Source organism: Nostoc sp. FACHB-110 (assembly GCF_014697425.1).
Lineage (GTDB): Bacteria > Cyanobacteriota > Cyanobacteriia > Cyanobacteriales > Nostocaceae > Nostoc_B.
Genome location: NZ_JACJRU010000009.1, coordinates 53918 through 79297 on the forward strand (window position 1 = coordinate 53918; position 25380 = coordinate 79297).

Sequence of the window (25380 nt, forward strand, 5' to 3'; positions counted from 1 at the left end):
ATGAAAAATTTTTCATAACCTAGCACAAGTCTTAGGGAACCAAAGCACTGATGTCATGCGATCGCCCTCCCTTCAATGGCCAGTGCAGGTTCTATCTCCCTAGAGTTAAAGCTTTCCCGTACCCAATTCGATAAAGACCTTGCCAAGCTATCTGGTGAGAAACGAAGCATTGCAATCCAAGCCAAGCTTGATGTCAAAGACTTTGAGCGACAAATCAAGGGTCTAACTGGCTTTCTCCCTACAGTTCTTGTGCCAGTCAAGCTCGACATTCAGGCATCCGCAGTCAGACAGCAGTTTCAAGAAATCGGCAAACAGGCGCTTGCTGGCTTCAACCAGGGGTTCCAAGGGGATGATACTGGCAAAGTTGCGGCTGATTCGCTCGTTAAATCGGTCAGGAAGGGGCTACAAATCCAGTCTCCCTCTAGGGTTTTTCGGGATATAGGGGAATATGCAGCCCAAGGGTTAGTTCAAGGTTTGCAATCTGGCACTGATTCGCAGGTCAAGGGCGTTGTCAACAGAATTGAGAATACTTTCAAGAGTGCCAAAATTAGAGCCACTGTCGAGCTTGACATAGATCGCTCTAAAATAAGTGCTTTAAAAACTTCCATCTCCGTTGATGGCGAGATTGGCAAAAATATCACCTCTGCGATTGAACAAGGGTTCAAAAATGCCAAGCCAAAAACTGGGTTTTTGAGTTCTATTTTTGGTGGGATTGGATCGCTCATTACTGCGCCACTCGCTGGGGCTTTTCGTGGTGCATTTGAGGGAGTCGGCACACCTATTGGCAGGCAGGTAGGCTCTGGGGTTGCCAAAGCAATTCAATCCACTTTGGGTGCTGAGATTGGCTCACTAGAGTTGATATCTCAAAAGGCTGTAGAAAAATCATTAGCCGCTATTCCCGGCGCGACTAATGCGATAGTCGCAACTATCAAAGCTAATCCCATAGGTAATGCAGTAGCTAAACAGCTAGAACTATTGCAGCGCACACTTGAACGCTACAGCATTAACCTTTCTCCTAAGCAAGCAATTAAATCGCTCTCTAGTAGTGAAGAAAGGGCAGTTGCCTCCTCTAGTGCCACGTTCACATCTCAAGAAGCAGAATTCAAATCTCGCAAAAAAGCCAAAGCCGCAGCTAGTAATGAATTCATCTCCCTTGTAGATAAGCAAGGTGACGTTGATAAAATCTCCGAAACTATCAAGCAACGAGAAAAGGAATTAGCCGCCAAAGTCAAGAAACTCCAAACCGCTCAACAAGCGATCGCATCCCTTGAAGCTCAACTGGCAAAAATCGCTCAACTACCACAACAACAAAGGGCAACTGCTGAAGCTCCCATCAAAGCCAAAATTGCAGAACTATCTCAAGCGTTGGCTGGAGGAACTGCCAGCATTGAGCAAGATACCAAAGATATTGCCTCACTTAAACAAACTAAATCTGCATATTTTGAAAAGTTAAATAATCAAATAAAAATACTTGCCGAATTAGGAATTGAATCTAATTTATCTTCCCAATCGGCAGATATTTTAAAAGGGATAGAGGTATTTGAGCAGATGGTAACTGCTCAAAAAGCCCTTCAAGAAGCCCAAAAGAACGTTAAAACCAATGCCAAAACTCCTGACGCAATTCGGGGCAAGAAACTAGATAAATTAACGGGTTTGGCAGTTGGTGCGAAAACGGAATTAGACAAAGCGATCGCTTCTCCTGATGCTACACCCGCCCAAATTCAACAACTGCAAAAACGCGCTGCTGCTGCTAATAAAGCATTGGATTTGTACAAATTAGAACTTGCAGATCCAGCCAAAGAAATTGACAAATTAAATCAAAAATTAGCCAATGGTAACGCGGTACTCGCTCAAAATATTCAGGATTTGCAGGCGCGATTAATTCAAGCCATTCCTGCACTGCTTCGGGAGGCTTCGCAGGAAGTTGTTAAGGTTGGCAATTTAAACGAAATTCCAACACCCAGCCCAAGTAAAGGGCAATTAGCAATTGAAAGGCAAGCTTTAGCCTCTGAAAAAGAAAGACAAAAAACTTTAGAACTTGAAAGGCTAAAGCAACAAAAAGCTCAACAAGTAGGCACTCTGCCTAAATTGTATGTTGACGCTGTTCAATCTGTTTCGCGGATTGTCACGGGTAAAAATTTAGCACCTGAAAAAATCCCAAACATTGTGCCATCTAGTGAGGTGGCGGGGCGTGGTGATTACAATGCAGGGCTTAATACTTACAGGATTCGACCTGACTTATATCAACAACTACAACTAGGCGATATTAACCAAGTAGCAGATGAAGTTATTGGCAATATCGTTCATGAAATATTTCATGCTTTTCAGCATGGATTTGGCAAGGCGATCGCAGATAAAACTGGGCAATTAGCTGTTGATATTACTCCTACTCCTGAAGAGCTTTTAAAACTAGGCGACAAAATTGAATCTTCAGTTGCAATTCAACCGGATGAACGTAAACCTTTATCTAGGCAACTAGAAACAGGCGCGAATGTATTTCAACTGCGAAACACTGATCGCGTCAAAGAAGAATTAAAACGTATTCAACTTAAAGACCAAGCCTTGTCTTTAGGTGGCGTTGCTGGTTCTAAAATTGGTCTAACCGATGTCAATAAATTAATTGATAATATTTCTGCATTTATAAAAGAAGCGGGGATGTTGGGTGTTGACATCAGCAAACAAAGAGCTAAATACCTCTCTTTGGTTAAAGATATTCGCACTCAAGCGGATTCGGTAGGTGCAAAGTCTGTCAAAATTGATGAATTGCCGACTGCTGAAATAGAAGAAATAGTCAAGCAATATCAGCAGATTTTACAAACAATTGAAGATGCCAAAACTGAAGTTGCAAGTCTCACTCAATCGCTACCCCAAACCAAGGCACTCCAACAAGAACTAGTAATTCAAAACCAAAAACCTCAATTAGTTAGAGCGGCTAAAGAACTAGGAATTAAAGGCGTATCCGGCAAAACCAAAGAAGAAATTGCCGCTTCTATCGTTGCTTCTGGCGTTGCTCCAGAAAAGATTAAAGCTAAACTTCCACTACCTACGGTGGATACCCAAAAGGTGATTGCTCAGGCTCAAGAGTTGTTGCAGTTACCAACCCAAGAGCTAGAAAAAGCAACTAAATACGCTGTTAATAATTTTGGACTAAAGCTCAAGGGAATAGCTAAAGTCCCAGACGATAAAAGCAAGTTTCAAGAACTGCAAACAGTTCTTGCCCAGATTGATGAATTAGAAAAAACATACATTGCAGCCAAGGTTACAACCCTAGATGAATCTGTAAAAAATACCCTACAAGGTAGGATTCTAGGACTACAAAAACAAAGGGTAGCTGCAACTTATCAACTCAAGCCATTAATTAATCAAAACGTAGCAACTAGGCGACAAAAAACATCTGTAAATCAAGATGTAATTGATGCTGAAATCTCCACTCAAAGAAAAAATTTAGAATTACCACCACCACCGCCCCCGCCTTGGGAATTAATCAAATCCTTGGTTCCTATCACTCCAAAAGCTAAGGGGCGATCGCAATTTCCACTACCTCCATCACCCGCCCAAGTTGATCCAAAATTTGGATTGCCTATTAAACTGCGAGAACTTTTTGACAAAGTTGTTGATGCAGGTGAACTGCAAAAAATTGTTGCAGACATCCAAAAAGACCAAACAAAATCTATTGAACAGAAGCTTAAAGAATACGACCAAATCATTCAAATTTATGATGATTTAAGGGCAGAGCAAGAAAAGCAGCAAGCTCAACTAGAAGAAAAATTCTCGCCTGAAAAAGTTGATTCTCAGCGCGAGACTGTGAGGGGAAGGGCTAAACTCTCGGCTAACTTAGAGCGCAAGTATGGGCTAGAGGGACTTGCACCAGAATTGATGCCCGATCGCATTAAAAAGCTAGAAGAAGTTGCAGACTCTCCTTCCCTGTTCAATGGCATCAAATCTATCTTCAAATCCATTGATGACAGCATCGCCAAACGCGTGAAAAAACGCGCGGCTCGATTAGCACTGGAAACTGAAACGGCGATCGCACCTTCACTGGAAACTGCGGCGATCAATGCCAAAGCCACAGGTAATACAGCCGATGCCAAGCAATTTAACAAGTTAGCTCGACAGTCACGCGCTGCAACTAGGGGGATAGCAAGGATTCTGGAGTCTCCAGATGATTTGACTTCTAAGCAAGTCAAGCAACTCGACAGATTAACTTCTCAACTTGAAAAAGTCTACGACGCGATTGGTAGGCCCTTACCTAGCCAAGGATTTTTAGAATCATTTGGGCTTGGCTTGTCTAGGCTTATGAAAAATTTTTCAGGATTCATCAAAGGGGCATTAGCCTTTACTGCTACTTCCTTCCTGCAAAATTTCTTCCAGAGCATAGCCAAAGAATCCTTTGCGGCTTATGTCGAGCTTGATAAACTTAAAACCGCGCTCAATTTCGCTTCTGGCGGCGCATCGGCAGGGACTCAAAATCTAGCGTTTGTTAGAAAAACCGTTGAGGATCTTAAAATCCCCCTCAAAGCCTCAACCGAGGGCTTTACACAGTTGGCATCAGCTTCTCGTGGTTCAGCGTTGGCAGGTAAAGAAACCCGTGAATTATTCTTGGGGATGTCGCAGGCCAGTACTGTGCTGAGTTTGAGTGCCGACGATACCAAGGGCGCAATTTTGGCACTATCCCAGATGATCAGCAAGGGTAAAGTTTCAGCCGAAGAACTCCGGCAACAGCTTGGTGAGCGCATTCCAGGCGCACTCGGTATTGCAGCGCGGGCGATGGGAGTGACCGAGGCAGAATTCACTCGCTTGCTTGACTCTGGACAAATCCTTTCTGAAGATTTCCTTCCTAAATTCGCCAAGCAACTGCAAACTGAATTCGGGGATGCAGCTAAAGATGCGGCGGATAATGCACAGTCAGCAATCTTTGACTTGCAAAACTCTTTCACCAGTTTGCAACAGGGCATAGGTGAAGGGATTGCACCAGCAGCAACGGCTGGGCTAGGGGCTTTCGCTGCTATTCTTAAAGGTGTGGCTGCTGTATCTAAAGAATTGGGCTTTATCTTGCTGGGTGTGACTGTAGCCTTAAGCGTGAAGATGGTTTCAGCTTTGCAAGCTGTTATCGCTCAATTAATTGCTACCAAGTTGGCAACCGGCACATTAAGCGGTGGGATGGCGGCTCTTGGTCAAACTATCAATAATTCTTTCTCGGTTAAGCTAACTGCTGGCATCTTTGCAGTTTTAGAAATCATCAACCTGCTTAATCAAGCTGTTAACACCGAGTTGGTAGGGAGTTTTGACAAAGCAGCCAACGCCGCCAAACGAGCCGCCGAAGAATCAGCCAAGGCTTTTGAGAAGGCAGGTGGCAAAGGGCAGAACTCAGAAGGGACACCCGAATCATCTAGCGGTGTAGGCAAAGCAATCGATAATTCGCTTATTCGCTATGCCAATTTTTACGCAAATACCAGCACTTTCGGATTAGTTAAAAACCCATTAAAAACTTACGGGGAAGCAGAACGCGATCGCATTACGCAAAATACAGGCGATATCACAAACGCCAATACCAGCTTTTTAAGCAGTGGATATTTGCGATTGGCGCAACTAAGATCACGTACTGGCGATACTGGACAACTGCCTGCGATTGATGCAACCTTGCGCGATGCCGAACAGCAACGGCAGATTCTTCAAGCCCAAGCTAAACGCAACTTTACCGATAAAGGACTAGCAATTCCGGCTGAGGACAAGCGTAGATTGGAGGCACAAAACCTCAGAATCACTGACCTCAACAATCAACGCGCAGATATCGCCAAACCTTTCACACTTGACTTGTCCCGCGCCGATCAGCAAATCAACGCTATCAAAGCCCAAATTGAATCCCTCAAATCGCCTGAAGGGATGGCGGCGGTAGGTGGTGGTGAAGCTGCATTAAAGTTGACTGAGCAACTCAAAGGCTCGATGGGGCGATTGAAGCAATTCAAGGCTGAAGCTGAAAATGCTTTGGCATCACTGCGAGTTGATCCGGTGCTGGCATTTACTCAATCATTGCGCCAACTGAATCTCACACTGGCTGAGAACCAGGAGAAGAATGAACAGGCTTTCAATAACAGAAAAAGCGTGATCGCTTCCTCTCAGCTAGCAGGATTTTCAACCAACAAACTCGCCACCCGTAACGCTGCCTTGCAAAGTGCAGTTGCTGAACGCGATAAGAATCAAATCAACGTTTCTGATTTGGAATCAGCAATTAGTAAAACCGATAAAGCGATCGCCTCTCCTGAATTTCAAACTACTTTGCAAAGGCTTGGGGTATCACCAAATTCATCAGTAGCTAGAATTGACGACTTACTCAAGAACACCACAGATGAAGGCGATAAGGGGATATTAGAACGGCTCAAATCCGCCAGAGAACAGAAAAACAAACTCTCTGAAGCGCGAACAACTCTTAGTGAATCGCAGCTTAAAGTCAAGCAAACGACTCAAGATAATTCGTTATTTAGCTTAGAAGAATCGGCGGCCAGTTCCCGTGCTGCTACCCAAAAAGCAGAAAATCAGAAAATTGCCCTCATCAAGCAAGCTCAAGCAGATAGAAACATTGTTGAGGAAGTCGCTGCTGAAAAACTTTCCAGAATTCAACTTGCTAGCACTCAGTCACAGCGCAAAAATCTTGATAATCAACTGCTTGCACTCCGCCATTACTACACCGAAGGGCAAATTTCCGCAGAAGAATTCGCTAAACGCGAACGTGACCTAACTACAGAACAAACCAACCTTGAACGAACTGAAGCAGAGAATAGACTTGCTGTGCAGCAAACAACACTGCAACGCAAGCTCAAAGAAATTGAGTTTGCCAACAAGAAGGCGGAAAGTGCGATCGCTCTCAACCAAACCACTGGAACTACTCAAGCCAAACAACGACTCTTGGCTTCTGGCTTAACCCAAACCGGACAAGACCAGTTCGCACTCTTACAAAACACCATCGATCAAAAAGCAACCACAGATAAAATCACCCTTCTCAAATCCGAAATCGCCCAAACCAAGAAAATGCGGCAAGATGGGCTGCTGACTGGTAGAGAAGCGGCTGAAAAGGAAATGGCACTCAATCAGGAGTTGGCCCAGAACAATTTACAGTTGGTTGACCAGAAGATTGCGGGTGAGGAGAAATATCGAGAGACGGTTGAGCGCAACATCCAGCGCATCATGCAAGCTGAGGAGAATCGTTACAAGTCGCTCACATCTCAACTGGAAGCTCAAAAAGCTGGGCTTGAACTGTACAGTGCAAGTTTAGAGCGAGTCAAAACCCTTGAGGAAAGTCGCTACAACTTATCTAAGGCACTCAGCGACGCAGCGATTTCCCCCCTTGAAACCAAACGAGATAACGCTAACCGAGCTTTAGAACTCAGTCGCCGCCTCAAAGATGACAATCTTGACCCCACCGTTAAGAGTGCAATTACTTCTCAGTTGGGGGCTTTGGGGTTTGGGACAAACGAATTAGAGATACTTGCCAAACGCTCCCAAATCGAAGATGAGATTGCAGCTAAGAAGCTTGAAGCCCTGAAACTTGAGCAAGACTTTCAGAAAAAATCCCTTCAACTTGACTTGCAACGCCAAAGGATATCGGCGCAAACTGCTGTATACGATGCCCAATCAGCACAGCTATCAGCTGCTAAATCAAAACTAGAAGCGGATGCTGCTTTACGCATTGCCCAAGTCAAAAAAGACCCCGCCGCTATTGAATCAGCCAAGATTGGGATTGAGATTGCCAACCGTGAGGCTGATTTAAGTAATCAGAAATTGGATAATGCTATAGCCAACTTAGGCATTCAAGACGAATTATCCCGCAATGCAATCCTGGCTCAGGAAGTGACGCAACGTTCTGCAATTAGTCAACAGCTTGCAGCAGATGGCGCGAGGAAACAAGCATCAGCACTGGAGAGAGTTGAGGCGAGTGTCAAGAAAACCTCCGAAACTCAGCACTCAGCACTCAGCACTCAGCACTCCAATGTCGAAGGCTGGGAGAATCCCTATATTCAGAAAAAAGGCGAGGGATTATTCGCCTATGAAAGCCGCCTTAATTGGGCGCGGATGACTGGGCAATTGATAGAAACCAATAACCGCACCTGGACTAAGAGCGATGAGGTTATCGGCGGCGGACTACCACCCATCGACAAAACCGCAACTATGGTTGACGCGGCTAAAGTTGTGCCGGCTGCCAGCAATATTGTAGACTCGCTAAAAATGGCGAACCAAGGGATTGAGCAGAGGCTGGATACTTTGAGCGATCGCATCTTGCAACTCGCCAACACACCTAGAAGCTTGAGTGTGACGACTCCAAACCCTGTAGATGATGCGGCTAAGATTATGAACGATGTTTCAAGGGCTGCGGTGAAGGGGGCGGGGTTATGAGCCTTGATTTAGAAAAAATGTTTGACCAGTGCAAAAAACTGGCTGCACAGCCTCAAATATGCGGACTAGTTTTCCGAATAGAACTGAAAAACGCTTTTCTTGGTAAACCGCCACAGGGATTTATTCAAAGTGAAGCCGCAGTTTCTTGGCACTCAGTACCTGTATTTTTTGACGAGCAACAGACAGAAGACTTACTGGTATTTGAAAACCAGGAATTAATGTACGCCTACCTAAACAGGAAAGAAAATCCATATGGATGGATTTATGCAAGAGCTAAAGCCATGTCAAAGGATGATGGTGATCTTAGATTGTTCAAGCCTCTAGAGCCTCGTGTTCCAAAGCATCCAAGATATACAAATCCCTGGTTGGGGCTATTTTAGAAGGCGATCGCCGTTACAGGAATAATCACTATATCCCGCTCCTGACATCCTGAAAAATTTTTCATGAGGCAACTAACCCTCTCAATTGACTCCCTAACCGTCACCCTGAAAAAATTCACCCAGTACGATCGCACCATCCCCGACACTGGGCAAACAGAATACTCAATTGTGGGAACTCCCTTAGATTCTGGCCCTGTGTATGAGCCGAAATTCATCTGGTCTATTGGAGCGATGGTGAGTTGGGAAGAGTGGTTTGCTATTAACGCCATATTCAATCGCAGCGACAAACTACGCCGCAGCCAAGGCAACTACCGCATCTTGATTGAAGATTCAATTGAAAACTTTACAGAAAGTGGGACGCGGACAAGGGGGTTGGCATCTGGGGGGAGTGAGACAGTTTTTGATGGTGGGGTGAGTTATCCGGCTTGCTTTTACGCCAGGATGTTCGAGCCGAAATCACAATGGCAACGCAACGGGCAATATCCTTACATCGCCTCATTCACCCTGCGAGAACTCGACAAAATCGCAGTTGGGGAAGAACCGGGTGGTGGTGGCGAAATTATTACTACTGGATACACAGCTGCAACTTCTTTGGCTGCTTACAGAATGATGACACTCAACACCAGTGGCGAGGCTATCTACGCCGACAATACCAACTCTGACCACATAGCGAGTGTGTGGGCGATTAATAAAAAAGCCGTCTCAACAGGGCAAACGGTTACTGGACAAACGTTTGGGGAGATTGAAAACCTAGCTTGGGCTTGGACACCTCAAGATCCGATTTTCTTGGGGGCGAATGGAACCCTAACCCAAGTTCCACCGACAACGGGCTTTGTCTTAACTGTGGGTTGGGCAATGACACCAAGCAAGATGTTTATTGATATCAAGCAGGCGATCGCTTTATGAAAGTTTTAGTTTTGAATGCCGGAATAATATCTGAATCTGAATTATCAGCTAATTCCAATTATCAATTACTAGAATTTTCTGGAAGTAATAATTTTTCACTTCTTCAAACGCCGACAGAACCCCAAAAAGTTCAGCTTTTTATTAATGGGAATAAAGCAGCCTTTGGAACTGATTTTGTTATTGATGGCTCAACGCTTATTTGGCTTGGAACTTTTAATTTAGAAAATTCCGATATTATTGAGGCTTATTATTAATGCTTAAAAGCAAACAAATTACTAAACTCATTGATGCTGCGATCGGCATTAATGGGCTAACAGCATCAGGAAATAGCACCACTGTGACTTCACAAATTACCAGTGCTTTAAGTAGTGCTGGTGATGGGGGCGTTTCTGTCCCCTTGCAGGTTGCCACCTCGACCACCATTGGCGTTGTTATTAGCAGTAGCTTGATTCTGCAAATATTAGATGCAACTACAAAGCAAGTTTTGGTTGATGGTAGTGGTAATGAAATATATGGAAAGTTAACTCAATCAGGCGGGGTTTATACACTAAGCTATTACAGCTTGGTAAGCGGAACTGAAACCGCTTACAGCTTTAGTTCAACTTCTATTTATTTCGAGTTCGCCTACAGGTTTGATTTTTACAGATTGCCCGTATCCTTTGCATTAAATAAGAATGTCTACGACGACTATCTATCTCCCACTGCGGCAAAAGTTTACACAGAAGTTTTGACAGTTACCGGGACAAATACGCTGTCCAATTTAACCAAAACTCCTAGCACTACCAGCAATGTTTTGTTGTTTGTCAATAATGCGGTTTATAGTGCGATCGCTTCTGATTTCAGTGTTAGTAGTAAAACCATAACTTGGTCAGCCGCAGCAGCAGGTTTTAGTCTTGATACTGGCGATTCAGTAGTTGCTCATTACACTACAAATGAGTAATTATCATGCTGAAAATCAAGCAAATATATCAGTTTGTAGCTAGTCAACTGGGCTTTACTCCTACAGGAAATATAGCGGCAACTAATGTACAAGCAGCCATAGAAGAATTGGACACAGAAGCCGTTCATCTGGCTGGGACTGAAACTATATCAGGCAGCAAAAGTTTCAGCAATCCAGTCAACATTTCCAATACAACGCCTTCAACTTCTACAACGACGGGGGCTTTGCAGGTAGCTGGTGGTGTCGGTATAGGCGGTACTAGTTACACATCAACGGTTATTTTGACTGGTTCGCTTTCTGTTGGCTCTAGCAGTGCCAAGGCTCAGTTTGGTTCTTCTGATGCTTCTAACTTAACTTCACTAAGTATTAATAGAAATAGCGGCAACGGAAATTTGAGGCTATCTATAAGCCCAGTATCACCTATAGGAACTAACGAGAACGAGCTAAGATTACATCAAAATCTATCTAATTATTTATCTTTAATAGGTGCAAGAGGCGGTAGCATATCTCAAGCTCTAAACAATGAATTTCTAATACAATCTTCTGTTTCAGGTGCTAAATATCCGATTAGATTTAGATTGTTGAATTTAACAGATTCAACAAAAATAGATTCATTGATATTGAACAGCACTGGAAATATTTTAATAGGAGAGCCGACAGAAGATAACACAAACAAATTACAAGTAAATGGAACTGTTAAAGCATCTCAATTTCGCCTTGCGGCTTTAAATAGCACACCAGCATCTTCTACTGATACTGGAACACTGGGCGAGATTAGGATTGATTCAAATTACATTTATGTGTGCGTTGCCCCCAATAGTTGGAAAAGAACACAATTAAGTAATATGCTTTGGTAAAAAAGATGTCTGAAAAGATTAATGTCCAATTAACAAAATCAATTCGGTTCTGGCGTTACCAGGGGGATATTTTAAATGGTGATATTAGTCAAACAACCTTAACAGTTTTTCTTCAAAATGTTTGGACTGATGATAACGGAGAAGTGTATAAAGTTGAAGACCTGCCATCAATCACGGGAACGCCAGAAGAACTGGGACTTCTCCCAGAATTCCAAGCTATTCAAGCTAAGTTAAATAGTTTTATATCTTAGATGACTGTAAATCAATCAGCCAGAAATATCAGATTAACCATTGGCGGCAAGGATTACACACCTTGCCTAATTTCGTTTCAAGGCAGTGATAACCATCTTGATTCTTCTGGGCTGATTTCGTTTAGCGGACAAATTCTTCTGGGCAAAGCATTAGACTTTGATGAATCTTTAGACGATCGCAAAAACCCCACTCGTTTTTGTAGGGGTGTCAGCGTAATTCTAGAAATCGCAGATTCCACAGGTACACGGCAACGCCACCCCAGAGGCGCACTCAGGATACTAACTCCTAAATATGATGTCGAGAAGCAGCAGTTAACTTTGGAAGTTGGCGACCTCATATCACTGCTTTCTTTCAAAGAACCGACAGACCCAGACAAAGCCGACAATAAAAGCTATGAAGGGAAAACCGCAGCACAAATTATCACTACACTGCTAAGACTGGCTGGAATTGGGGCAATTGGCGGATCGCTTCCTAGCGCAATTTACAATTATCCTCTTAACCTTTCTGGTTCATACCTGCAATCAGTTGGTAAGTTGCTTTACGCCAACAACTGTTTTGCCTGGATTGATAATCAGGAAATTTTTCAGGTGCGAGTAGCTAGTATTAGCCCCGACGTTGGCATCAATATGATTGTGGGGATTGATGATATTTGGTACAAACGCCTTGATGGGGCGGAAGCACCATGTGAAATTCTCAAAGCATCAGGCACTGAGATGATTGTAAGGCCAACGCCTGAAAAACTGGAAGATACTACAGAGCAGTATGGTGCGGCTTCCACTGTTAGCAAGGATTACGGCAACTTCACCATAGTTATCAAAAAAGTTGAGCGCGCTCAGGAATGGAGCGAAGATTTACACAGACTCAGGGTGAAAACTGCAACTTATCAACCCTACGGTTTGTGCATTCCTGAAACTTTTTGGAACAAAGCTTCTAGTGGTTTTGTGCTATCCCCACTACTGCAATTAATTCAGTCAGAAATTGTAGTGGAAGATAGTTATTTTGAAAGCGATAAAGAATGTAAGCTTAAATATAAAGAAACTAAAACTTATCGTCCTAGAGCGACATATCTCAGCGAATTCAAAGACGCAAAACCTAATTACTATTTGGGCAATATTCTAGAGCTTAATATTAATAAATGGACTAAAGAAACCTACGAATACGACAAAAAAGACCGACTCAAAAAAATCGTTACCGATACCGCAGAACTAGAAATAATTATTCTCAACGGCACGAATGAAGATTGGAGTGCTTGGTTTTTCCCGCCTGAAGATGCGCTTTCTAATCTGCCAAGGTCTGAATTAAACAATCAGACTTGGCGAGAAATTAATAAGGACACTTGGGAGTATTACTCTTATAGCCTTAAATCTTTGGTGCGAGTAAATCAAGATTTAGTTAAATATCAAGCCGACTCAAAAATTATTTCAAATAAACTCGATTTAATAGATGCAGGGGATGGAGAACGCCGCATTTCTAATTCTGGACAAGAAGTACCACAAGCAGCAGAAAGATGCCCCAGCAAGTGTACTTTTGAAGAAAATAACATTGAAGAAAAAGTAATTTTTGGGGATATCTGCAACAGTAATTTAAAGCAAAGAGAGCGCACGTTTACGATTGATATGTTGGCTGGAAGACTTGAGCCAAGTTTGCAGCCTGGGGAAGTCGCTACTTATTCAACTACTGGGAGCAATAGTGCGGCGGCGAGTCAGTTAATTGCGATCGCATCCCGTGAAGGGCGATTACTGCGAGGACGGTACAAGGGACAAGAACTAGCGATGCGGTTAGTGGATGAAATCTTCAACTACCATCCCCTCTACCCAGTTCGGGCCACTGAGCTAGACGGCACAATTCAGAATTACTTGGCCGATGGCTGCTCTTGGGTAGTATCGCAGCAAAAAGCCCTGTGGAGTTGCGATGGCATTTGGGTTAGCACGAGCATCGGCGGGGTAGATGTGCCACCATATACGGAAACTCACATAAAGTATTTGGGTTTAGGGTTAGGGATAGAGGTTTACTCTTATCCCTATTTACTTGGGACAACCACTGCTCAGATGCAGCTTGGCGAGGGGTTGGGGATTAATGTTTCTCGCCTCACATGGGAGACGATTGAGTGGGATGAGGTGAGTGATGATGTATGGAACAACGTTGATAGTTTGTTTTAGTTGTTGAAAAATTTTTCAGGATGCCAGGAACTTTTACCAACGATTGGATAACCAGAACCGCAGAAGTTTTGTTCCGTGGTGCTACTCCCCCAAATAGCACCAAGTTTCGATTAGCATTGGCGAACACTGCGACATTGACCCGCAGTAGTTCCGCAGCTGATTTCCTAAGCAGTGAATTGCTGCCTAATAACGGCTATGCTAGGCAATCAGCCAATTTCTCCGGCGATGGCAGCTACGACACGACCGACCAACGCCACGAGATGCCGACGCTTGCCGCAAGTTTCACGGCTTCAGGTGGTTCGCTGCAATTCCAAACAGCATTTATCATTGCTGACAGCGTTGCAACGGCCTCAAAATCTTTCACCAATAGCAATGTGAATGCTGTCACTAATAAAATTGCGATCGCATCCCACGGATTTAGCAACGGCGACAAACTCCTTTTTACTGCCGATGCGCTTGCTACTCTTCCCGGCGGCATCGTTGCTGGCACAGTTTACACAGTTGCCAACGCCACGACCAATGATTTCGAGATTGGCATTGATATCACAGATACAGGCTCAGGCACGTTTCGCGCTCGATGTGCGAATGGGTCGATTGTCGCTTTATTTGTAGAAGATAACCCCATCACTGTGGCTGACGGACAGAGTTACAGCTATCAAATCCCAGTTGTCGCGCTCAATTCAGGCTACGTGAATGGAAGCTGAGAAATTATTGCAACAGACATCCACCGCCAACCGCCATCTCTACCACAAGCGGCTTGTAGATGCGGTTGAGGCACAACAGGAAATGCAGCAATCGACCAGCTATCAGGAATATGACGCTGAAACAGGACTGGCGAGGCTGCGCGAGTCCGATGGCTCGATTAGCTATGGTAAAGCGCAAACCAATGGGGCAACAGGAAAAGGCGAATCGGTGAGATTAAGAGGCAACAAATATGACAATATGCCACACCGAAAACCTGAACCCATCGTGCCAACCATCCCGCCCAAATTCACTGGAGGAATGATTTGCTTTCTTGATACCAACTGGTTAAACATCAATCCTCTTAGCAATGCGCCAGTATTTGCGGCAATTGTAGATTATTGCGTCAAAAATCAAAAAATTTACACCATGAATCCAGACAGTAGAATATCCACGGCCTCCTTTGGATATGCGGGATTGCTGCCCACACCTGGAGAAACAGGCGTATTAATTCCTAATCTAGTTTTGGATCAAAAAAATATTGAAATAATTGGAATAGATTTATCTCAATTTAGTGAAGTAAATCAAGTTAATAGTGCTTTTTTTGTCCCACTGATTTGGACAGATCAGCGCATAACCAATCAAGAATTTAAAGGCTTAAAAAAAATAGCTAAAAACAATTTTCTAATTGTTTGCGGGGAATTAAGAAGCGTGAATACCCGAATTGAAACTGAAGAATTTTTAATTGAAGCTTTATTAAAAAGTAGCAGAATAAAAATTGAAGAAGAAGTCGAAATTGATTTTAATAATGAGAGCTATTACACCGCTACACAAAATAATAAGCTTGCTAAATCAATGCCTTCCACCCCCGCCTACGCTCCAGGAACTGCTAATTTCTCAGGACTTTATCAAAGGGAAATAGTAATGACAAACACTAGTGGATTACCAGGAATGGCCTTGATAGAAGGCAGTTTTTTACAAACATGAACGAACTATCAATACTCCAGTCTTTATCTTTAATGAATCGCGCCTCTTACCAACAAAAGCAGGTGCAGATTCAAAAGCGTATCGATCGCACCCAAGAAGCCACTGTAAAAATCATAGGATACGATAGCGAAACTGGACATTACAGAGTCAGCAACGCCGCAGGACAAATATTTTCAGCAAGGGCAATTTCTAATGGAGTTTTAGCCAAAGGCGATCAAGTAAGCTTAGTTACCCCTATTGGGGGGATACCTATTATTGATGCAATGCCGAGGTAAAAATGGTTCTGGTAAAGTACGCTATTGCTGATATCGATGCCCTCAAAGCCCTGACATCATCGCAACGCACTGACGGCTATGCAAGGCTAGTCAAAAGCAATCCCGCTTGGTATGTTTTTATAGCCGCCTCTACTGCCGTAGCAGATGATGACCTTGTACTTGAACCTGACGATGGCATCGGCAGATGGCTCAAAGCCAGTGGTGCTGGCGGCGGCGGTGAATCCTTTGGGGGGATTATTGCTTGTACCAGTGGCTGTGCAGTCGGCGGCAAAGCTTTCACTTTCTACGCGCCACACTCCTCAATTGAATTAAAAATTGAAGTTGGCTTTGATATTTCAATTACTTCTGGCGCAAACTCTATTCAGTTGCACAGATGGAGTGAAGAGCCAAATACTGCCTTAACAGGAAGGGAATTTGTAGCTGAACTTCCCCACACCGGGGGCAATACTTCTGTAACCATTGATGGTACTCATCGCTGGATTTCAGTATTCGCCAAAAATCCTAGTAACAGCAATTATTTCGATGGCGCGTGCTTTACCATCTCAGGAAACACAATTACTTTGCTTGGCTTTAGCTAGTAGGTCAATTGCTGCGCCAAAAGCACCAAGTATCACTCTAATTTGCCATTTAAAGGTTAAAAATCTTGGCTGGGGATGCAGTGAAGATAATGATTTTTTCAAGCAATCAACTTGCTTGATTTCATCGTGGAGAATTTTGAGGGCGATCGCATTCACAGCGATGTCATTAGTTGTGGATAGTGCTTTGTAAAAGACAACAACAATTTCCTCAATTACCGTCATAAAGCCAAGAATATCTGCCCAAGCAAATTCATCAGCCGTTTTAAAGCCAAAAAATAATCTTGCTGACCAATATCTTTGGCTAATCCCATCAAAAGGCGTGTATATCCGTGCTTTGGCATCCCAGTTACCATTGTTGCCATTGCGTTTGAGGCGTTCTTTACCGTCAATTAAAGCCCCTAGCATCTTAGCGTGAGAGTTTTCTTCCTCGTATTGCTCTTTGAGATATTTCGCTAAATTCAACAACCCTTCATTTTCTGCCCTAATTGATAATTTAAAGCAAAATATAGCCGCCCCATATTCTAATTTTGAGGCAGTTCTGAGTGTTCCTGAAAAATTTAACAGGAGCGCGATTTTAAATAATAACTTCAGCATGGATTTAGTTTACTCATATCGCTGATTTCCCGATCGCTAAATTATGCTTGAAATCTGTATTTTTTATAAAAAATTAGCATTGGGAAACCTGAGCGTGATGTTAGCGTGATGCTGATTTATGACAACTGAATTTGACAATCCACAACCTAAACAATATTCAGACGAAGAAATTACAAAAATTCTTAATACTGCCAAAGCCACTCGTGACGAGAGAGACAAAGCAGCTTCTAGAGCCAAAGAACTAGAAACTCAAATTGGCGATTTATCAAAGCAATTAGAACAAATTAAAGGCATTGACCCTAAAAAATACCAAGAATTAGAAACACTTGCTCAAACCTACGAAGAACAGAAGCTTGAAGATCAGCGCAAGTTTGGCGAACTCAAAGAGCGCTGGCAAGGGGAAAGAACTACGCTTCAGCAGCAAATTCAGCAACTGCAAGGCGACCTCAAATCAACTCGCGTTACCAATGCCCTAGAAAAAGCCTTCTACGCGGTTGGGGGTAAAGCGGGCAAGGATGATGACGGTTTGACCTATTTTGATTTGCTACGCGATCGGGCTATGCAATATATCGAAGTCGATGAATCTGGGAAGTTGGTTGTCATTGACCCACGCGATCGCACCAAGATGGTCACAGATAAAGGAACTCCCTACGCCATTGAAGACTTGATGACTAGATTCAGAAGTGCTGGCCCTACCACATCACTTTTTGAACCTGTGGGTAATGGTGCAGGCGGCGGAATGCAACGCAGCAATGGCAATGGCGGGACTGCGATGCAGCGAGAGCAGCTGATGAAACTCCCCAGAGCCGAACGATTAACTGAGTCCAGGAAACGGGGAATTTAATAGACAGCAGCAGCATGAACGATGAAGGCTGAAGTGATTTTGGCTTTATCCAAATGCAAGGCGTGAGGCCCTACGATTCACACTTCATACTTCACACTTCATACTTTCTTTTATGGCAATGACGCTACTAGAGGCGGCGAAACTCGCCCCCTCTATTGAAACTGGAACGATTATTGAAGAATTTGCAGCCCAATCTGAAATCTTACGAGTTCTGCCCTTTGAAGATGTGCCAGGCACAGGCAAGCACTACAACAGGGAAGATACACTTCCTGGTGTTGGCTTTCGTGGGATTAACGAGGCTTACGATGAATCTGTTGGCGTTCTCAACCCCCAATCAGAAGCCCACAAAATCGCAGGCGGCGACCTCGATGTTGACAAATTTATCATTGACACGCAAGGGGAATCCGTTCGCTCTGTCCATGAACTGATGAAGGTCAAAGCATTGTCCCTGATGTGGACACGCAACTTTATCAAGGGCGATTCGCGTACTAACTCTAGAGTTTTTGATGGTTTGCAGGTTCGCCTCACAGGTTCGCAATTAGTGAGCAACGCATCTGCTGGTGGGGCTTTAAGCTTATCAAAATTAGACGAAACGATTGACTTGGTAGATCAACCAACTCACGTCCTTATGTCTAAGGCAATGCGGAGAAAATTATCTAAAGCTGCTCGCGCTGGCATTGCTGGGGATATCAGATACACCTTGGATGAGTTTGGCCGCCAAGTGCAGATGTACAACGACTTGCCCATCCTCATTCTTGATTACGATAACAACGGCGATCAGATATTGTCATTCACCGAAACTTCGCCAGACGGCTCAAGCTCTACAGCTTGCAGCAGCATCTATGTGGTGAGTCTCCAACCCATGATGTTGGTTGGTATCCAGGGTGCTATCGATGGCGTATTCGGCATTTCAACCCGTGATTTGGGCGAATTGGAAACCAAGCCTGTGTATCGCACGCGGGTTGACTGGTACTCTGCGGTTGCTTGTTACCACGGCAGAGCAGCTGCTCGTCTTGCAGGTATCACCGATGTTGATGCGGTTGCGTGATGAATCAGGGTGTAGGGGGCAGGGTGTAGGGTGTAGTGAAAAATAATCCCCACACCCCACACCCTACACCCCACACCCATTTCTTTATGAAAAATTTTTCAACAAGTAACTAACTATGCCAAGATCAACCATTGCCAACCGTCGCGCCATCCCTTTTGACAAGGCCCTAGAATTGCGCGATTATTCCGCCTCTGCTATCTCTGCAACTACTGCGGGAACTGCAATCTCTCTTGCTGCCACTAAACTAGAAAGCTTCAAGTGCGTGGTCAATGTAGCGGCCCACACTGGTTTTTCTGCTGGCACTGCTCAGTGGGACATCACGGTTGAGGCTTCTACCGATAACTCCACTTTCAAAACCGTGGGAATAGTGACCCCACAAGGCACAGCCAACCAATTTGATTTACCACTTTCTGGTGAGTGGATTGAGGATATCGTCTCAGGTGCAATTTATATTCGCTCCAAAGCCTCGAAAACTGGTTCGCCTGGAAACCTCACATACGGAGCTTTCCTCACGCCATCATGTTAAAACCTCAAGACCCTTTAACTTTGTATGGCCCACTAGGGCAAATCAAGCGCATCCCTGCTGTTGATGCGGCAGGATGGTTGGCGAATGGGTGGTCAACCCAGTCAATCCCAGAAAGCTCAGAAACCATAGGAGTAGAAGGCGAACCAGAAAGCTCTGAGCTTCCTAGTTCGCCAACCAAACGCCGTAAAGCTGCTGTTGAAACCGTAGAAGAGGTGACTTCCTGAAAAATTTTTCAGGAACCAAGCATACCAAGTGCCTGAGAATGACTCATGCCTTTCTGCCGTAGCTGGCGATAGGCGAAGCGGAGTTTTTCAGGCACTTCGCTTTCTAATTTGCGTTCTAAAATAGGCTTAATCGCAAACAAAATATCAGTTACCTCTGCTGGGATGATTCCGTTACCCAGCATTTTTATTCTCTGGGTTTGAGAGATCGCAATTTCATCCCCTTCCCTATTAATGCCAGTTGCGGTTGAGTGAACTTCCCAGCCCATCAACTGTTCGGCTTCAGTGGCATTGATCGGTCTTTCAAGATACTGCTCACCGTTGTACTCGCGGATTTTGTAGGCTCCGGTTCCCGCATCCTTTTGACTTCTCAGGCATGGGGCAAGCTCTGTGTAAAGGCGATCGCCGTCAGCAGCCCTGTACAACACAGCAAAAGATGAGCCAGACTTGGTTCTATTTTGTGGTGGTCTGCCCTGCCATCCAGCAGGGCAGATAGTAGGAGCTTCATCAGTTGGCTCAACGCCATCTTGATAAACCCTGACCGGGACTTTGACAAAAGTATTGGAATGTGACTCATTGCCCACACCAGCTATAAAGCTGTTGGCGCGAATTGTGTAAGCTTCATCAATCTCATCGCCGATGAACTCGTTCACCGGCGAAGCGTCAAATATTTCGGCTAACGACTTCTTCCCTAGTTTGGGCTGTATTGCTCTCACATCTGCCGTGATAGCCCACGATGAAAATCCTTTCTCGGTTTTGGGGGACGTGGCGGTTTCCATTCCTAAGTTGCCAGGTGCAGCAATACCCCAAACTTGTAAACGCTTGGATGACTTGCGGGAAGGCAGATCCTTTATCTGCGCTAAGGAGTCCGTCAACATTTTCAAACAAGAATGCGGGTGGACGTTGGAGGCGAATACATCTGAGTCCTTCAAAAAACAGTTGTCCGCGAATTCCAGCAAGTCCATCTCGCTTACCAGCCACGGAAAAATCTGGACAAGGTGAGCCGAAAATTGTGATATCTGGTACTGGGAGGCTGAGAATAAATTCGTCTGTGATGGTTCTGATATCTTGCTCGATGAGTCTTGTTGTAGGGAATCGCTTTCTGTACACAGCTGCGGCGTAGGGGTCTTCTTCAATTCCCCAGATTGGTCGATATCCTGCGGCAATGCTTCCTTCTGTATCGCCACCTCCACCACAGAAGATGTGTCCTGATGTGAGCATAATTTTATATTTTCCTTATTAACAAGCTTAAACTTCCTAAAAAACTCAATATCAACTTGCTGTTCTTCATCGGGGCCAAGCGTCCACTTAATGTGGTATGGGGTTTTCCCTTTGCCAATTTTCACCACCTCGAAGTGCTGGGTTACGCCTGGCGTGATGGCGAATCTATCGCCAACTTCAATCACGGGAATCAACTGATCATCTTGACAGGCATGGTCTATACCTTCATCCCAAATCACCCACCATCCACCAGTATGGGGATGCCAGCGATCAATTACGCCTTGTTTGTCTTTGGTTAAATGCCTGACTTTCAAGCCTTCCCATCTATTAGCTGACCATAGGCTATTAGGGTTTGCTGTGAAATGTTTGTGTTCGTCGTCTATGAGTTCAGCAAAACTGTCTGGTGCTTTATTGACGAATTTGCCAAAGCGATTAGATTTAGAGTCCCAATACCTGCAACCACTCTTGAGTCTTTTGAGAGAATCCAGGCGTTGCTCTAGTGCCTTATCAACCTTTGATTGCTGTGTACATTCGATTGGAGTGTACCAACTATGCTTGAGAGTGAGGTATTTTTTCTGTTCTCCCTCGCCAGTCAACACGCCAATGGTTTTGTCATCAATGCTTGTTACTTCGGCTTCGTATCCTATCCAGTGGCTGAGATTTTGGTTTCTAACTTGAGTGATGCGAACACGTTCTCCAATCCCGATAGGCTTGGAGTTGCCGGAGGCATCGCCCAAGCTCAATCCCGATCCTGACGATTCTGATTCTGAATATTTGGAATAGCCAGCTTCTTTTAGCTCTTTGTAGCTAAAAGAGTCCATACAGCCATTGTGTTCGCGGCGAAAGGTAATTTCGCCTTTTGCTACTGCAATTACAGTAGCTAAGTGAATATGGATTCCTTTGTTATTGGTGGAGTGGTGAATGAGGCGATCGCCTACTTTTAGCTTTCCGAAATCTGTGGATATCTCGGTTTGCTTTAAATTGCGCTGTTCTAACTTCCTGAAAAATTTTTCATAAGCTTGATTTTCCAAAACTTCAACAACCATCAACAACTGACGCGGAATTAAAAATTCTTTCCCCTGCCACACACCAACTGCCATATCACCATCCCACTTTTTGAAGTGATAGCACCAGGGATTTTCTCTCTCTCTTATCCAGTCCCCAGGGGCGAGAATGGCGATGTCTTCATCTGTAGCAGTCCTGGCTGTGCCGTTGAATACTCTGCCGAGGTTGGGTGCTGTTGTGGTCATACGATCACCTCCACAACTGCATCAAAAATAGACTGCGCGGTTTGCTTCCACTTAACCACATTGGGGTCATCGGGCGACAATTCTAATTCTTGTCCTAACGTGTAACCGTCATAGTGCGCCAAGATTGTCACAATGTCTTTGATGATTTCTTCGCGTTGCGTAGTGGTGAGTTTATCAGGGTGAATCATTGCCTTCCTCCTGTGCCTTCCACTGCTCAATACTTATCCCATAAAGCTCTTTAAATCGCTTCTCCACTACAAGCTGCCACTTCCTGAAAAGTTTTTCATCAGGTGGGTTAAGCTTGCGGCTAGGTTCATCCTCGAAGGGCTGATTTTCGAGTCTCATCAGCAGTTCGCCAGCTTGGGCGGTGAAAATGAAGGCTTGGTTGATGTTGCGATTTTGATATTCTGGTTTCTCTAGAAGAACCCACAGCCGCCCGAAGGCCCATTGCTTTTCCATATCGCTGTTACGCAGGCGAGGAACGTATAGCTCCAAAACCTCAATCAGCTCTTCATTGCTCCCATCGTCGCCGGGTGGTCGATGTTTGAGTTCGCAATAAAAACTGCGAAGTGGTATTTTGACTTTCTTGGTGAACATTTAGATATTCACTCCTTCAGGCATAGACAACCTTTCAAAAACATCTGGATAACTGCGTCCTTCTCTCCGTAACAGGGAATCCAACTCCAGCCACCGGATAATATCTTCTGACCTAACTCGCTCCCAGAATAATTGAGCAGCAATGCCAGCACGTTCTTGTTCTAATGCTGCGGCTTTTTCCCAATCGCCGCCGCTCAAGGCTTCGTTGATTTGCTTTTGAATGGGTTCACAAGATTCCATCATCTTGCGGCTAAATTCAAAAAAGGCGCACATCCGCAAATATTGATATTCACCGATATCTAACTCCATTTTTTTATTCCTATGGCTTTCATATTTTGCTTGTAAAAAATCCGTACTCGGCAATGCAGGCGTACAAGTAGTAGTAGCCAAAACTATCTCCGTTTTGCAGTCTGAATCTTGAGCCAATCATTGATTGTGTTTGTCGGTTTATCTTGATGAGTCTGCCACTTACAACTCGCAGGTAATTGTCAGTATTGAGATGGAGAACAATGGCTGTCTCTGAACTCCAAGGGATGGGTTTAAGTTGATGAAGGATTAAATTTTTCATATTTATTCAGACTCCGTCCTTACAACTTGGTTATCAACGATTATGTAGCCAGCGTTCGTTGCTTGGCGTTCCGCTTCTGCCATAACAGATGGCATTCCAGTTGCTAGCAAATTGTTCCAATACTCAACCCTGGTTTGCGCCCTTTTTTGCTCTTTCTCCTTTTGCCTGTCCCAAGTAGGCATTGATTTAGCGGCTACCAATTCCGTTATTGATGTGGATGTAATTACGGGCTGAACACTGTCGGATTTAGGTTTGTGCAGATTAGCCCAGAAATCTCTGTCTTCTGTCCTCACGTTATTCTTGTAGGCTTCACCATTCTCTGTGAAACCTGATTCATCAACAGGAATATCAATCTGTGTTTTTTCCCATTCTTCTGTCTGTTGCTCAAGAGCATCCCAATCAATTTCTTTCTCAGCAGCAATCATTGGGATAGTTGATTGGGAGTTTATGAAAAGTTTTTCAGGATCTACAGAGGGGACATATTGTTTGACTTCTTCATATTGCGATCGCACTACAGATTTATCTGATGGGTGTAACGCTGCTTGATGTTTGAGAATTGCTGTTTTTTCTTGCTCTGGGACATTTATCCCATTGGATTGGCGAAGGGCGATATTTGTGGCCTTATGCAATGTAGCTTCATGATATTCCTGCCAATCATCAGCTAATCGACGCGGATCATTACGATAGTAGGCCCTGACGTTCTTCCTAGCTTCGTGAATATCAATCGCGCCGTATTTCTGCATCCAGCGTCTAGCGTGCCAATCTACAAAATTTGCATCTAGTTTGCCATCAACCTTCCATTCACCTTCAGGAACCCAATCCCATTCAATTTCTTGGGGCTTGGGGCGACGGGCGTAAAACGGGTCATTACGAGTAGGTTTGTTTGTTTGCAAGGAATCCTTTTGATTTAACAACGTAGTCCGTTGACTTTCAGTGGCATCCACATCATCTTGTTTTTGACTTTCGCCATCTGAGAAAGTCTGAATTAAATCTGGAGTAGTCTTATAAGTCTGTGTTTCGTCCTTTTTGAAAGCCTTGTCAGTTAAAGTTTCTGGCGGTTGGTCATTCCCAACTTTGGGATTATTTTCCCAACTTTGGGAATCTTGTCCCAATTCTGGGACTTCATTCCCAAAGTTGGGATTTTCGTCCCAGAATTGGGAATCTGTCCCAGAATTGGGATCTGACCACAGCAAAAAAAACTTACCCTTGCTTGTGATGATAATGTTGTCAGTTTCAAGCCTGGAAATTGCTCCATAAAATCGGCTACGCGATACATCCCACTCTTTACAAAAGCGATCTGCATCAATTTCTATTTCGCCATCACACCAAGGGTTTTCGTAGCGTAATGCCAGATGCACGTATGCAGTGCTGGAAATATATCGGCTTTTTCTTAGTGCTAGTAATTCAGCCTTCTGTAGCGGGTAAAATTCGCCAACAATTTTACCTTTTTCGTTTCTAGTGGGGCGCGGTATGTTTATTTGTGTCATAATTATTAGAAGTATTCAATCAGATATTTATCAAAGGCATCTTGTCGGGAGATGCCTTTTGCATTTCAAGAAATCTTCTGATTCGCAGCATCAATGCAAAGCTTGGTATATTCGAGCCGCTCTTTTATCCAGTTGTCCGCCATTGGGCTGGCTGATTCTCTGGTTGTGATGAAGCTGGCAACTGCACCTACTGTTACCTTCATCTCCAATACCAATGCTAGTAAGTCGTAATATTCAGGCGGTGCGTCAGTCGCTTGTATGGTTGTTAATTGTGTTTTCATGTTGCTTATTTGTGAAAACTACTGTGTCGGGTGTAAATGTGTCGGACTGGATAACTTTGCGGACGCGGCAAATTGCGTCAGTATCACTCAATTTCCTCCATACCCCGTAACCAGTGGTTACGAATTCACCGTTAATCGGTATTTCTCCAAAAGTGGTTTTGAAGGTATTTAGTGATGATTCAATTTCACCAGCAGCAGACAACAAGCCTGCTGAGATTGGCTCAAAAACCTCTCGTTCTTGGTCTTCTAGGGATTCGTCAATATCTTCTGCTGCTAAATAAATTTCGCTTCCCAAGCCCGAGATTCTGCGAATTATTGCGGCTAATGTTTGGTTGCTCAT

The 25380-nt window shown here is 44.2% G+C and carries 27 protein-coding genes; 18 read left to right on the forward strand and 9 right to left on the reverse strand.

Going from position 1 to position 25380, the window contains the following annotated elements; translation table 11 throughout:
• The first annotated feature begins 75 nt into the window (after positions 1-75).
• From H6G69_RS11205 to H6G69_RS11260, 12 genes are all read left to right on the forward strand, one after another.
• Positions 76-8388 carry a tape measure protein gene (locus tag H6G69_RS11205; RefSeq protein WP_190686008.1) on the forward strand — a complete coding sequence of 2771 codons (8313 nt, stop codon included), beginning with the start codon at positions 76-78 and terminating at the stop codon, positions 8386-8388.
• Complete coding sequence (locus H6G69_RS11210) at positions 8385-8768, forward strand: hypothetical protein (protein WP_190686011.1); 384 nt, start codon at positions 8385-8387, stop codon at positions 8766-8768. Before H6G69_RS11205 ends, H6G69_RS11210 begins: the two co-directional genes overlap by 4 nt.
• Positions 8769-8831: 63 nt before the next feature.
• Positions 8832-9674 (forward strand): hypothetical protein, encoded by an 843-nt coding sequence (locus H6G69_RS11215; protein WP_190686014.1) that lies wholly within the window; start codon positions 8832-8834, stop codon positions 9672-9674.
• Entirely contained in the window at positions 9671-9928 is a 258-nt protein-coding gene (locus H6G69_RS11220; protein WP_190686017.1) for a hypothetical protein, read from the forward strand. The genes H6G69_RS11215 and H6G69_RS11220 overlap by 4 nt, the downstream gene beginning before the upstream one ends.
• On the forward strand, positions 9928-10614 hold the full coding sequence (locus H6G69_RS11225; RefSeq protein ID WP_190686020.1) for a hypothetical protein: 687 nt from the start codon (positions 9928-9930) through the stop codon (positions 10612-10614). Before H6G69_RS11220 ends, H6G69_RS11225 begins: the two co-directional genes overlap by 1 nt.
• 5 nt (positions 10615-10619) lie before the next feature.
• Positions 10620-11471 (forward strand): hypothetical protein, encoded by an 852-nt coding sequence (locus tag H6G69_RS11230; RefSeq protein ID WP_190686023.1) that lies wholly within the window; start codon positions 10620-10622, stop codon positions 11469-11471.
• 5 nt (positions 11472-11476) lie between these two features.
• Positions 11477-11722, forward strand: a complete 246-nt coding sequence (locus H6G69_RS11235) for a hypothetical protein (protein WP_190686026.1) — start codon at positions 11477-11479, stop codon at positions 11720-11722.
• Complete coding sequence (locus tag H6G69_RS11240; protein ID WP_190686029.1) at positions 11723-13882, forward strand: hypothetical protein; 2160 nt, start codon at positions 11723-11725, stop codon at positions 13880-13882.
• Positions 13883-14142: 260 nt separating this feature from the next.
• The gene (locus H6G69_RS11245) at positions 14143-14586 is read left to right on the forward strand and encodes a hypothetical protein (protein ID WP_190686032.1); all 444 of its coding nucleotides are present in this window, start codon (positions 14143-14145) and stop codon (positions 14584-14586) included.
• The gene (locus tag H6G69_RS11250) at positions 14576-15550 is read left to right on the forward strand and encodes a hypothetical protein (protein ID WP_190686035.1); all 975 of its coding nucleotides are present in this window, start codon (positions 14576-14578) and stop codon (positions 15548-15550) included. Before H6G69_RS11245 ends, H6G69_RS11250 begins: the two co-directional genes overlap by 11 nt.
• On the forward strand, positions 15547-15825 hold the full coding sequence (locus tag H6G69_RS11255) for a hypothetical protein (protein ID WP_190686039.1): 279 nt from the start codon (positions 15547-15549) through the stop codon (positions 15823-15825). Before H6G69_RS11250 ends, H6G69_RS11255 begins: the two co-directional genes overlap by 4 nt.
• Before the next feature lie 2 nt (positions 15826-15827).
• A complete protein-coding gene (locus H6G69_RS11260) occupies positions 15828-16403 on the forward strand; it encodes a hypothetical protein (RefSeq protein ID WP_190686042.1) in 576 nt (191 codons plus the stop codon).
• Here the strand turns inward: H6G69_RS11260 and H6G69_RS11265 are convergent.
• Complete coding sequence (locus tag H6G69_RS11265) at positions 16368-16997, reverse strand: ferritin-like domain-containing protein (RefSeq protein ID WP_190686045.1); 630 nt, start codon at positions 16995-16997, stop codon at positions 16368-16370. The genes H6G69_RS11260 and H6G69_RS11265 overlap by 36 nt on opposite strands.
• A gap of 118 nt (positions 16998-17115) precedes the next feature.
• Between H6G69_RS11265 and H6G69_RS11270 the strand changes: the two genes are divergently transcribed.
• The 4 genes from H6G69_RS11270 (at position 17116) to H6G69_RS11285 (ending at position 19639) form a co-directional block, all read left to right on the forward strand.
• The gene (locus H6G69_RS11270) at positions 17116-17841 is read left to right on the forward strand and encodes a hypothetical protein (RefSeq protein WP_190686048.1); all 726 of its coding nucleotides are present in this window, start codon (positions 17116-17118) and stop codon (positions 17839-17841) included.
• Between the two features lie 118 nt (positions 17842-17959).
• Positions 17960-18889 (forward strand): major capsid protein, encoded by a 930-nt coding sequence (locus tag H6G69_RS11275; protein ID WP_206757642.1) that lies wholly within the window; start codon positions 17960-17962, stop codon positions 18887-18889.
• A gap of 115 nt (positions 18890-19004) precedes the next feature.
• Positions 19005-19415, forward strand: a complete 411-nt coding sequence (locus H6G69_RS11280) for a hypothetical protein (RefSeq protein WP_190686053.1) — start codon at positions 19005-19007, stop codon at positions 19413-19415.
• Complete coding sequence (locus tag H6G69_RS11285) at positions 19409-19639, forward strand: hypothetical protein (protein WP_190686056.1); 231 nt, start codon at positions 19409-19411, stop codon at positions 19637-19639. Before H6G69_RS11280 ends, H6G69_RS11285 begins: the two co-directional genes overlap by 7 nt.
• 8 nt (positions 19640-19647) lie before the next feature.
• Here the strand turns inward: H6G69_RS11285 and H6G69_RS34780 are convergent, their stop codons facing one another.
• Both H6G69_RS34780 and H6G69_RS34785 read right to left on the reverse strand, forming a co-directional pair.
• Positions 19648-20289 carry a hypothetical protein gene (locus H6G69_RS34780; protein ID WP_190686058.1) on the reverse strand — a complete coding sequence of 214 codons (642 nt, stop codon included), beginning with the start codon at positions 20287-20289 and terminating at the stop codon, positions 19648-19650.
• 10 nt (positions 20290-20299) lie between these two features.
• Entirely contained in the window at positions 20300-20857 is a 558-nt protein-coding gene (locus H6G69_RS34785) for a DNA (cytosine-5-)-methyltransferase (RefSeq protein ID WP_190686062.1), read from the reverse strand.
• A 56-nt stretch (positions 20858-20913) separates the two neighbouring features.
• Between H6G69_RS34785 and H6G69_RS34790 the strand changes: the two genes are divergently transcribed.
• Positions 20914-21156, forward strand: coding sequence for a hypothetical protein (locus H6G69_RS34790; protein WP_190686064.1), 243 nt, complete (start codon positions 20914-20916; stop codon positions 21154-21156).
• 252 nt (positions 21157-21408) lie between these two features.
• Positions 21409-21612 carry a hypothetical protein gene (locus tag H6G69_RS34795; RefSeq protein ID WP_190686068.1) on the forward strand — a complete coding sequence of 68 codons (204 nt, stop codon included), beginning with the start codon at positions 21409-21411 and terminating at the stop codon, positions 21610-21612.
• A gap of 491 nt (positions 21613-22103) precedes the next feature.
• Here the strand turns inward: H6G69_RS34795 and H6G69_RS11310 are convergent, their stop codons facing one another.
• The 6 genes from H6G69_RS11310 to H6G69_RS11335 all read right to left on the reverse strand — a co-directional run bounded on the left by H6G69_RS11310 (position 22104) and on the right by H6G69_RS11335 (position 25380).
• Positions 22104-22295, reverse strand: a complete 192-nt coding sequence (locus H6G69_RS11310; RefSeq protein WP_190686071.1) for a hypothetical protein — start codon at positions 22293-22295, stop codon at positions 22104-22106.
• Positions 22282-22704 (reverse strand): hypothetical protein, encoded by a 423-nt coding sequence (locus H6G69_RS11315; protein ID WP_190686073.1) that lies wholly within the window; start codon positions 22702-22704, stop codon positions 22282-22284. Before H6G69_RS11315 ends, H6G69_RS11310 begins: the two co-directional genes overlap by 14 nt.
• Positions 22705-23094, reverse strand: a complete 390-nt coding sequence (locus H6G69_RS11320; protein WP_190686076.1) for a hypothetical protein — start codon at positions 23092-23094, stop codon at positions 22705-22707.
• 180 nt (positions 23095-23274) lie between these two features.
• Entirely contained in the window at positions 23275-24759 is a 1485-nt protein-coding gene (locus tag H6G69_RS11325) for a hypothetical protein (RefSeq protein ID WP_190686079.1), read from the reverse strand.
• A 65-nt stretch (positions 24760-24824) separates the two neighbouring features.
• A complete protein-coding gene (locus H6G69_RS11330; RefSeq protein WP_190686083.1) occupies positions 24825-25040 on the reverse strand; it encodes a hypothetical protein in 216 nt (71 codons plus the stop codon).
• Positions 25006-25380 (reverse strand): hypothetical protein, encoded by a 375-nt coding sequence (locus tag H6G69_RS11335; RefSeq protein ID WP_190686085.1) that lies wholly within the window; start codon positions 25378-25380, stop codon positions 25006-25008. Before H6G69_RS11335 ends, H6G69_RS11330 begins: the two co-directional genes overlap by 35 nt.

Bases quoted from the DNA above. Each gene is read 5' to 3' on its own strand.
- H6G69_RS11315 (WP_190686073.1), bottom strand. From the start codon at position 22,704: ATGTTCACCAAGAAAGTCAAAATACCACTTCGCAGTTTTTATTGCGAA.
- H6G69_RS34785 (WP_190686062.1), bottom strand. From the start codon at position 20,857: ATGCTCACATCAGGACACATCTTCTGTGGTGGAGGTGGCGATACAGAA.
- H6G69_RS11325 (WP_190686079.1), bottom strand. From the start codon at position 24,759: ATGACACAAATAAACATACCGCGCCCCACTAGAAACGAAAAAGGTAAA.
- H6G69_RS11270 (WP_190686048.1), top strand. From the start codon at position 17,116: ATGACAACTGAATTTGACAATCCACAACCTAAACAATATTCAGACGAA.
- H6G69_RS11230 (WP_190686023.1), top strand. From the start codon at position 10,620: ATGCTGAAAATCAAGCAAATATATCAGTTTGTAGCTAGTCAACTGGGC.
- H6G69_RS11335 (WP_190686085.1), bottom strand. From the start codon at position 25,380: ATGAGCAACCAAACATTAGCCGCAATAATTCGCAGAATCTCGGGCTTG.
- H6G69_RS11240 (WP_190686029.1), top strand. From the start codon at position 11,723: ATGACTGTAAATCAATCAGCCAGAAATATCAGATTAACCATTGGCGGC.
- H6G69_RS34795 (WP_190686068.1), top strand. From the start codon at position 21,409: ATGCTTGAGAGTGAGGTATTTTTTCTGTTCTCCCTCGCCAGTCAACAC.
- H6G69_RS11330 (WP_190686083.1), bottom strand. From the start codon at position 25,040: ATGAAAACACAATTAACAACCATACAAGCGACTGACGCACCGCCTGAA.
- H6G69_RS11205 (WP_190686008.1), top strand. From the start codon at position 76: ATGGCCAGTGCAGGTTCTATCTCCCTAGAGTTAAAGCTTTCCCGTACC.
- H6G69_RS11265 (WP_190686045.1), bottom strand. From the start codon at position 16,997: ATGCTGAAGTTATTATTTAAAATCGCGCTCCTGTTAAATTTTTCAGGA.
- H6G69_RS11285 (WP_190686056.1), top strand. From the start codon at position 19,409: ATGTTAAAACCTCAAGACCCTTTAACTTTGTATGGCCCACTAGGGCAA.
- H6G69_RS11250 (WP_190686035.1), top strand. From the start codon at position 14,576: ATGGAAGCTGAGAAATTATTGCAACAGACATCCACCGCCAACCGCCAT.
- H6G69_RS11225 (WP_190686020.1), top strand. From the start codon at position 9,928: ATGCTTAAAAGCAAACAAATTACTAAACTCATTGATGCTGCGATCGGC.
- H6G69_RS11245 (WP_190686032.1), top strand. From the start codon at position 14,143: ATGCCGACGCTTGCCGCAAGTTTCACGGCTTCAGGTGGTTCGCTGCAA.
- H6G69_RS11255 (WP_190686039.1), top strand. From the start codon at position 15,547: ATGAACGAACTATCAATACTCCAGTCTTTATCTTTAATGAATCGCGCC.
- H6G69_RS11275 (WP_206757642.1), top strand. From the start codon at position 17,960: ATGACGCTACTAGAGGCGGCGAAACTCGCCCCCTCTATTGAAACTGGA.
- H6G69_RS11260 (WP_190686042.1), top strand. From the start codon at position 15,828: ATGGTTCTGGTAAAGTACGCTATTGCTGATATCGATGCCCTCAAAGCC.
- H6G69_RS11220 (WP_190686017.1), top strand. From the start codon at position 9,671: ATGAAAGTTTTAGTTTTGAATGCCGGAATAATATCTGAATCTGAATTA.
- H6G69_RS11280 (WP_190686053.1), top strand. From the start codon at position 19,005: ATGCCAAGATCAACCATTGCCAACCGTCGCGCCATCCCTTTTGACAAG.
- H6G69_RS11210 (WP_190686011.1), top strand. From the start codon at position 8,385: ATGAGCCTTGATTTAGAAAAAATGTTTGACCAGTGCAAAAAACTGGCT.
- H6G69_RS11310 (WP_190686071.1), bottom strand. From the start codon at position 22,295: ATGATTCACCCTGATAAACTCACCACTACGCAACGCGAAGAAATCATC.
- H6G69_RS11215 (WP_190686014.1), top strand. From the start codon at position 8,832: ATGAGGCAACTAACCCTCTCAATTGACTCCCTAACCGTCACCCTGAAA.
- H6G69_RS11235 (WP_190686026.1), top strand. From the start codon at position 11,477: ATGTCTGAAAAGATTAATGTCCAATTAACAAAATCAATTCGGTTCTGG.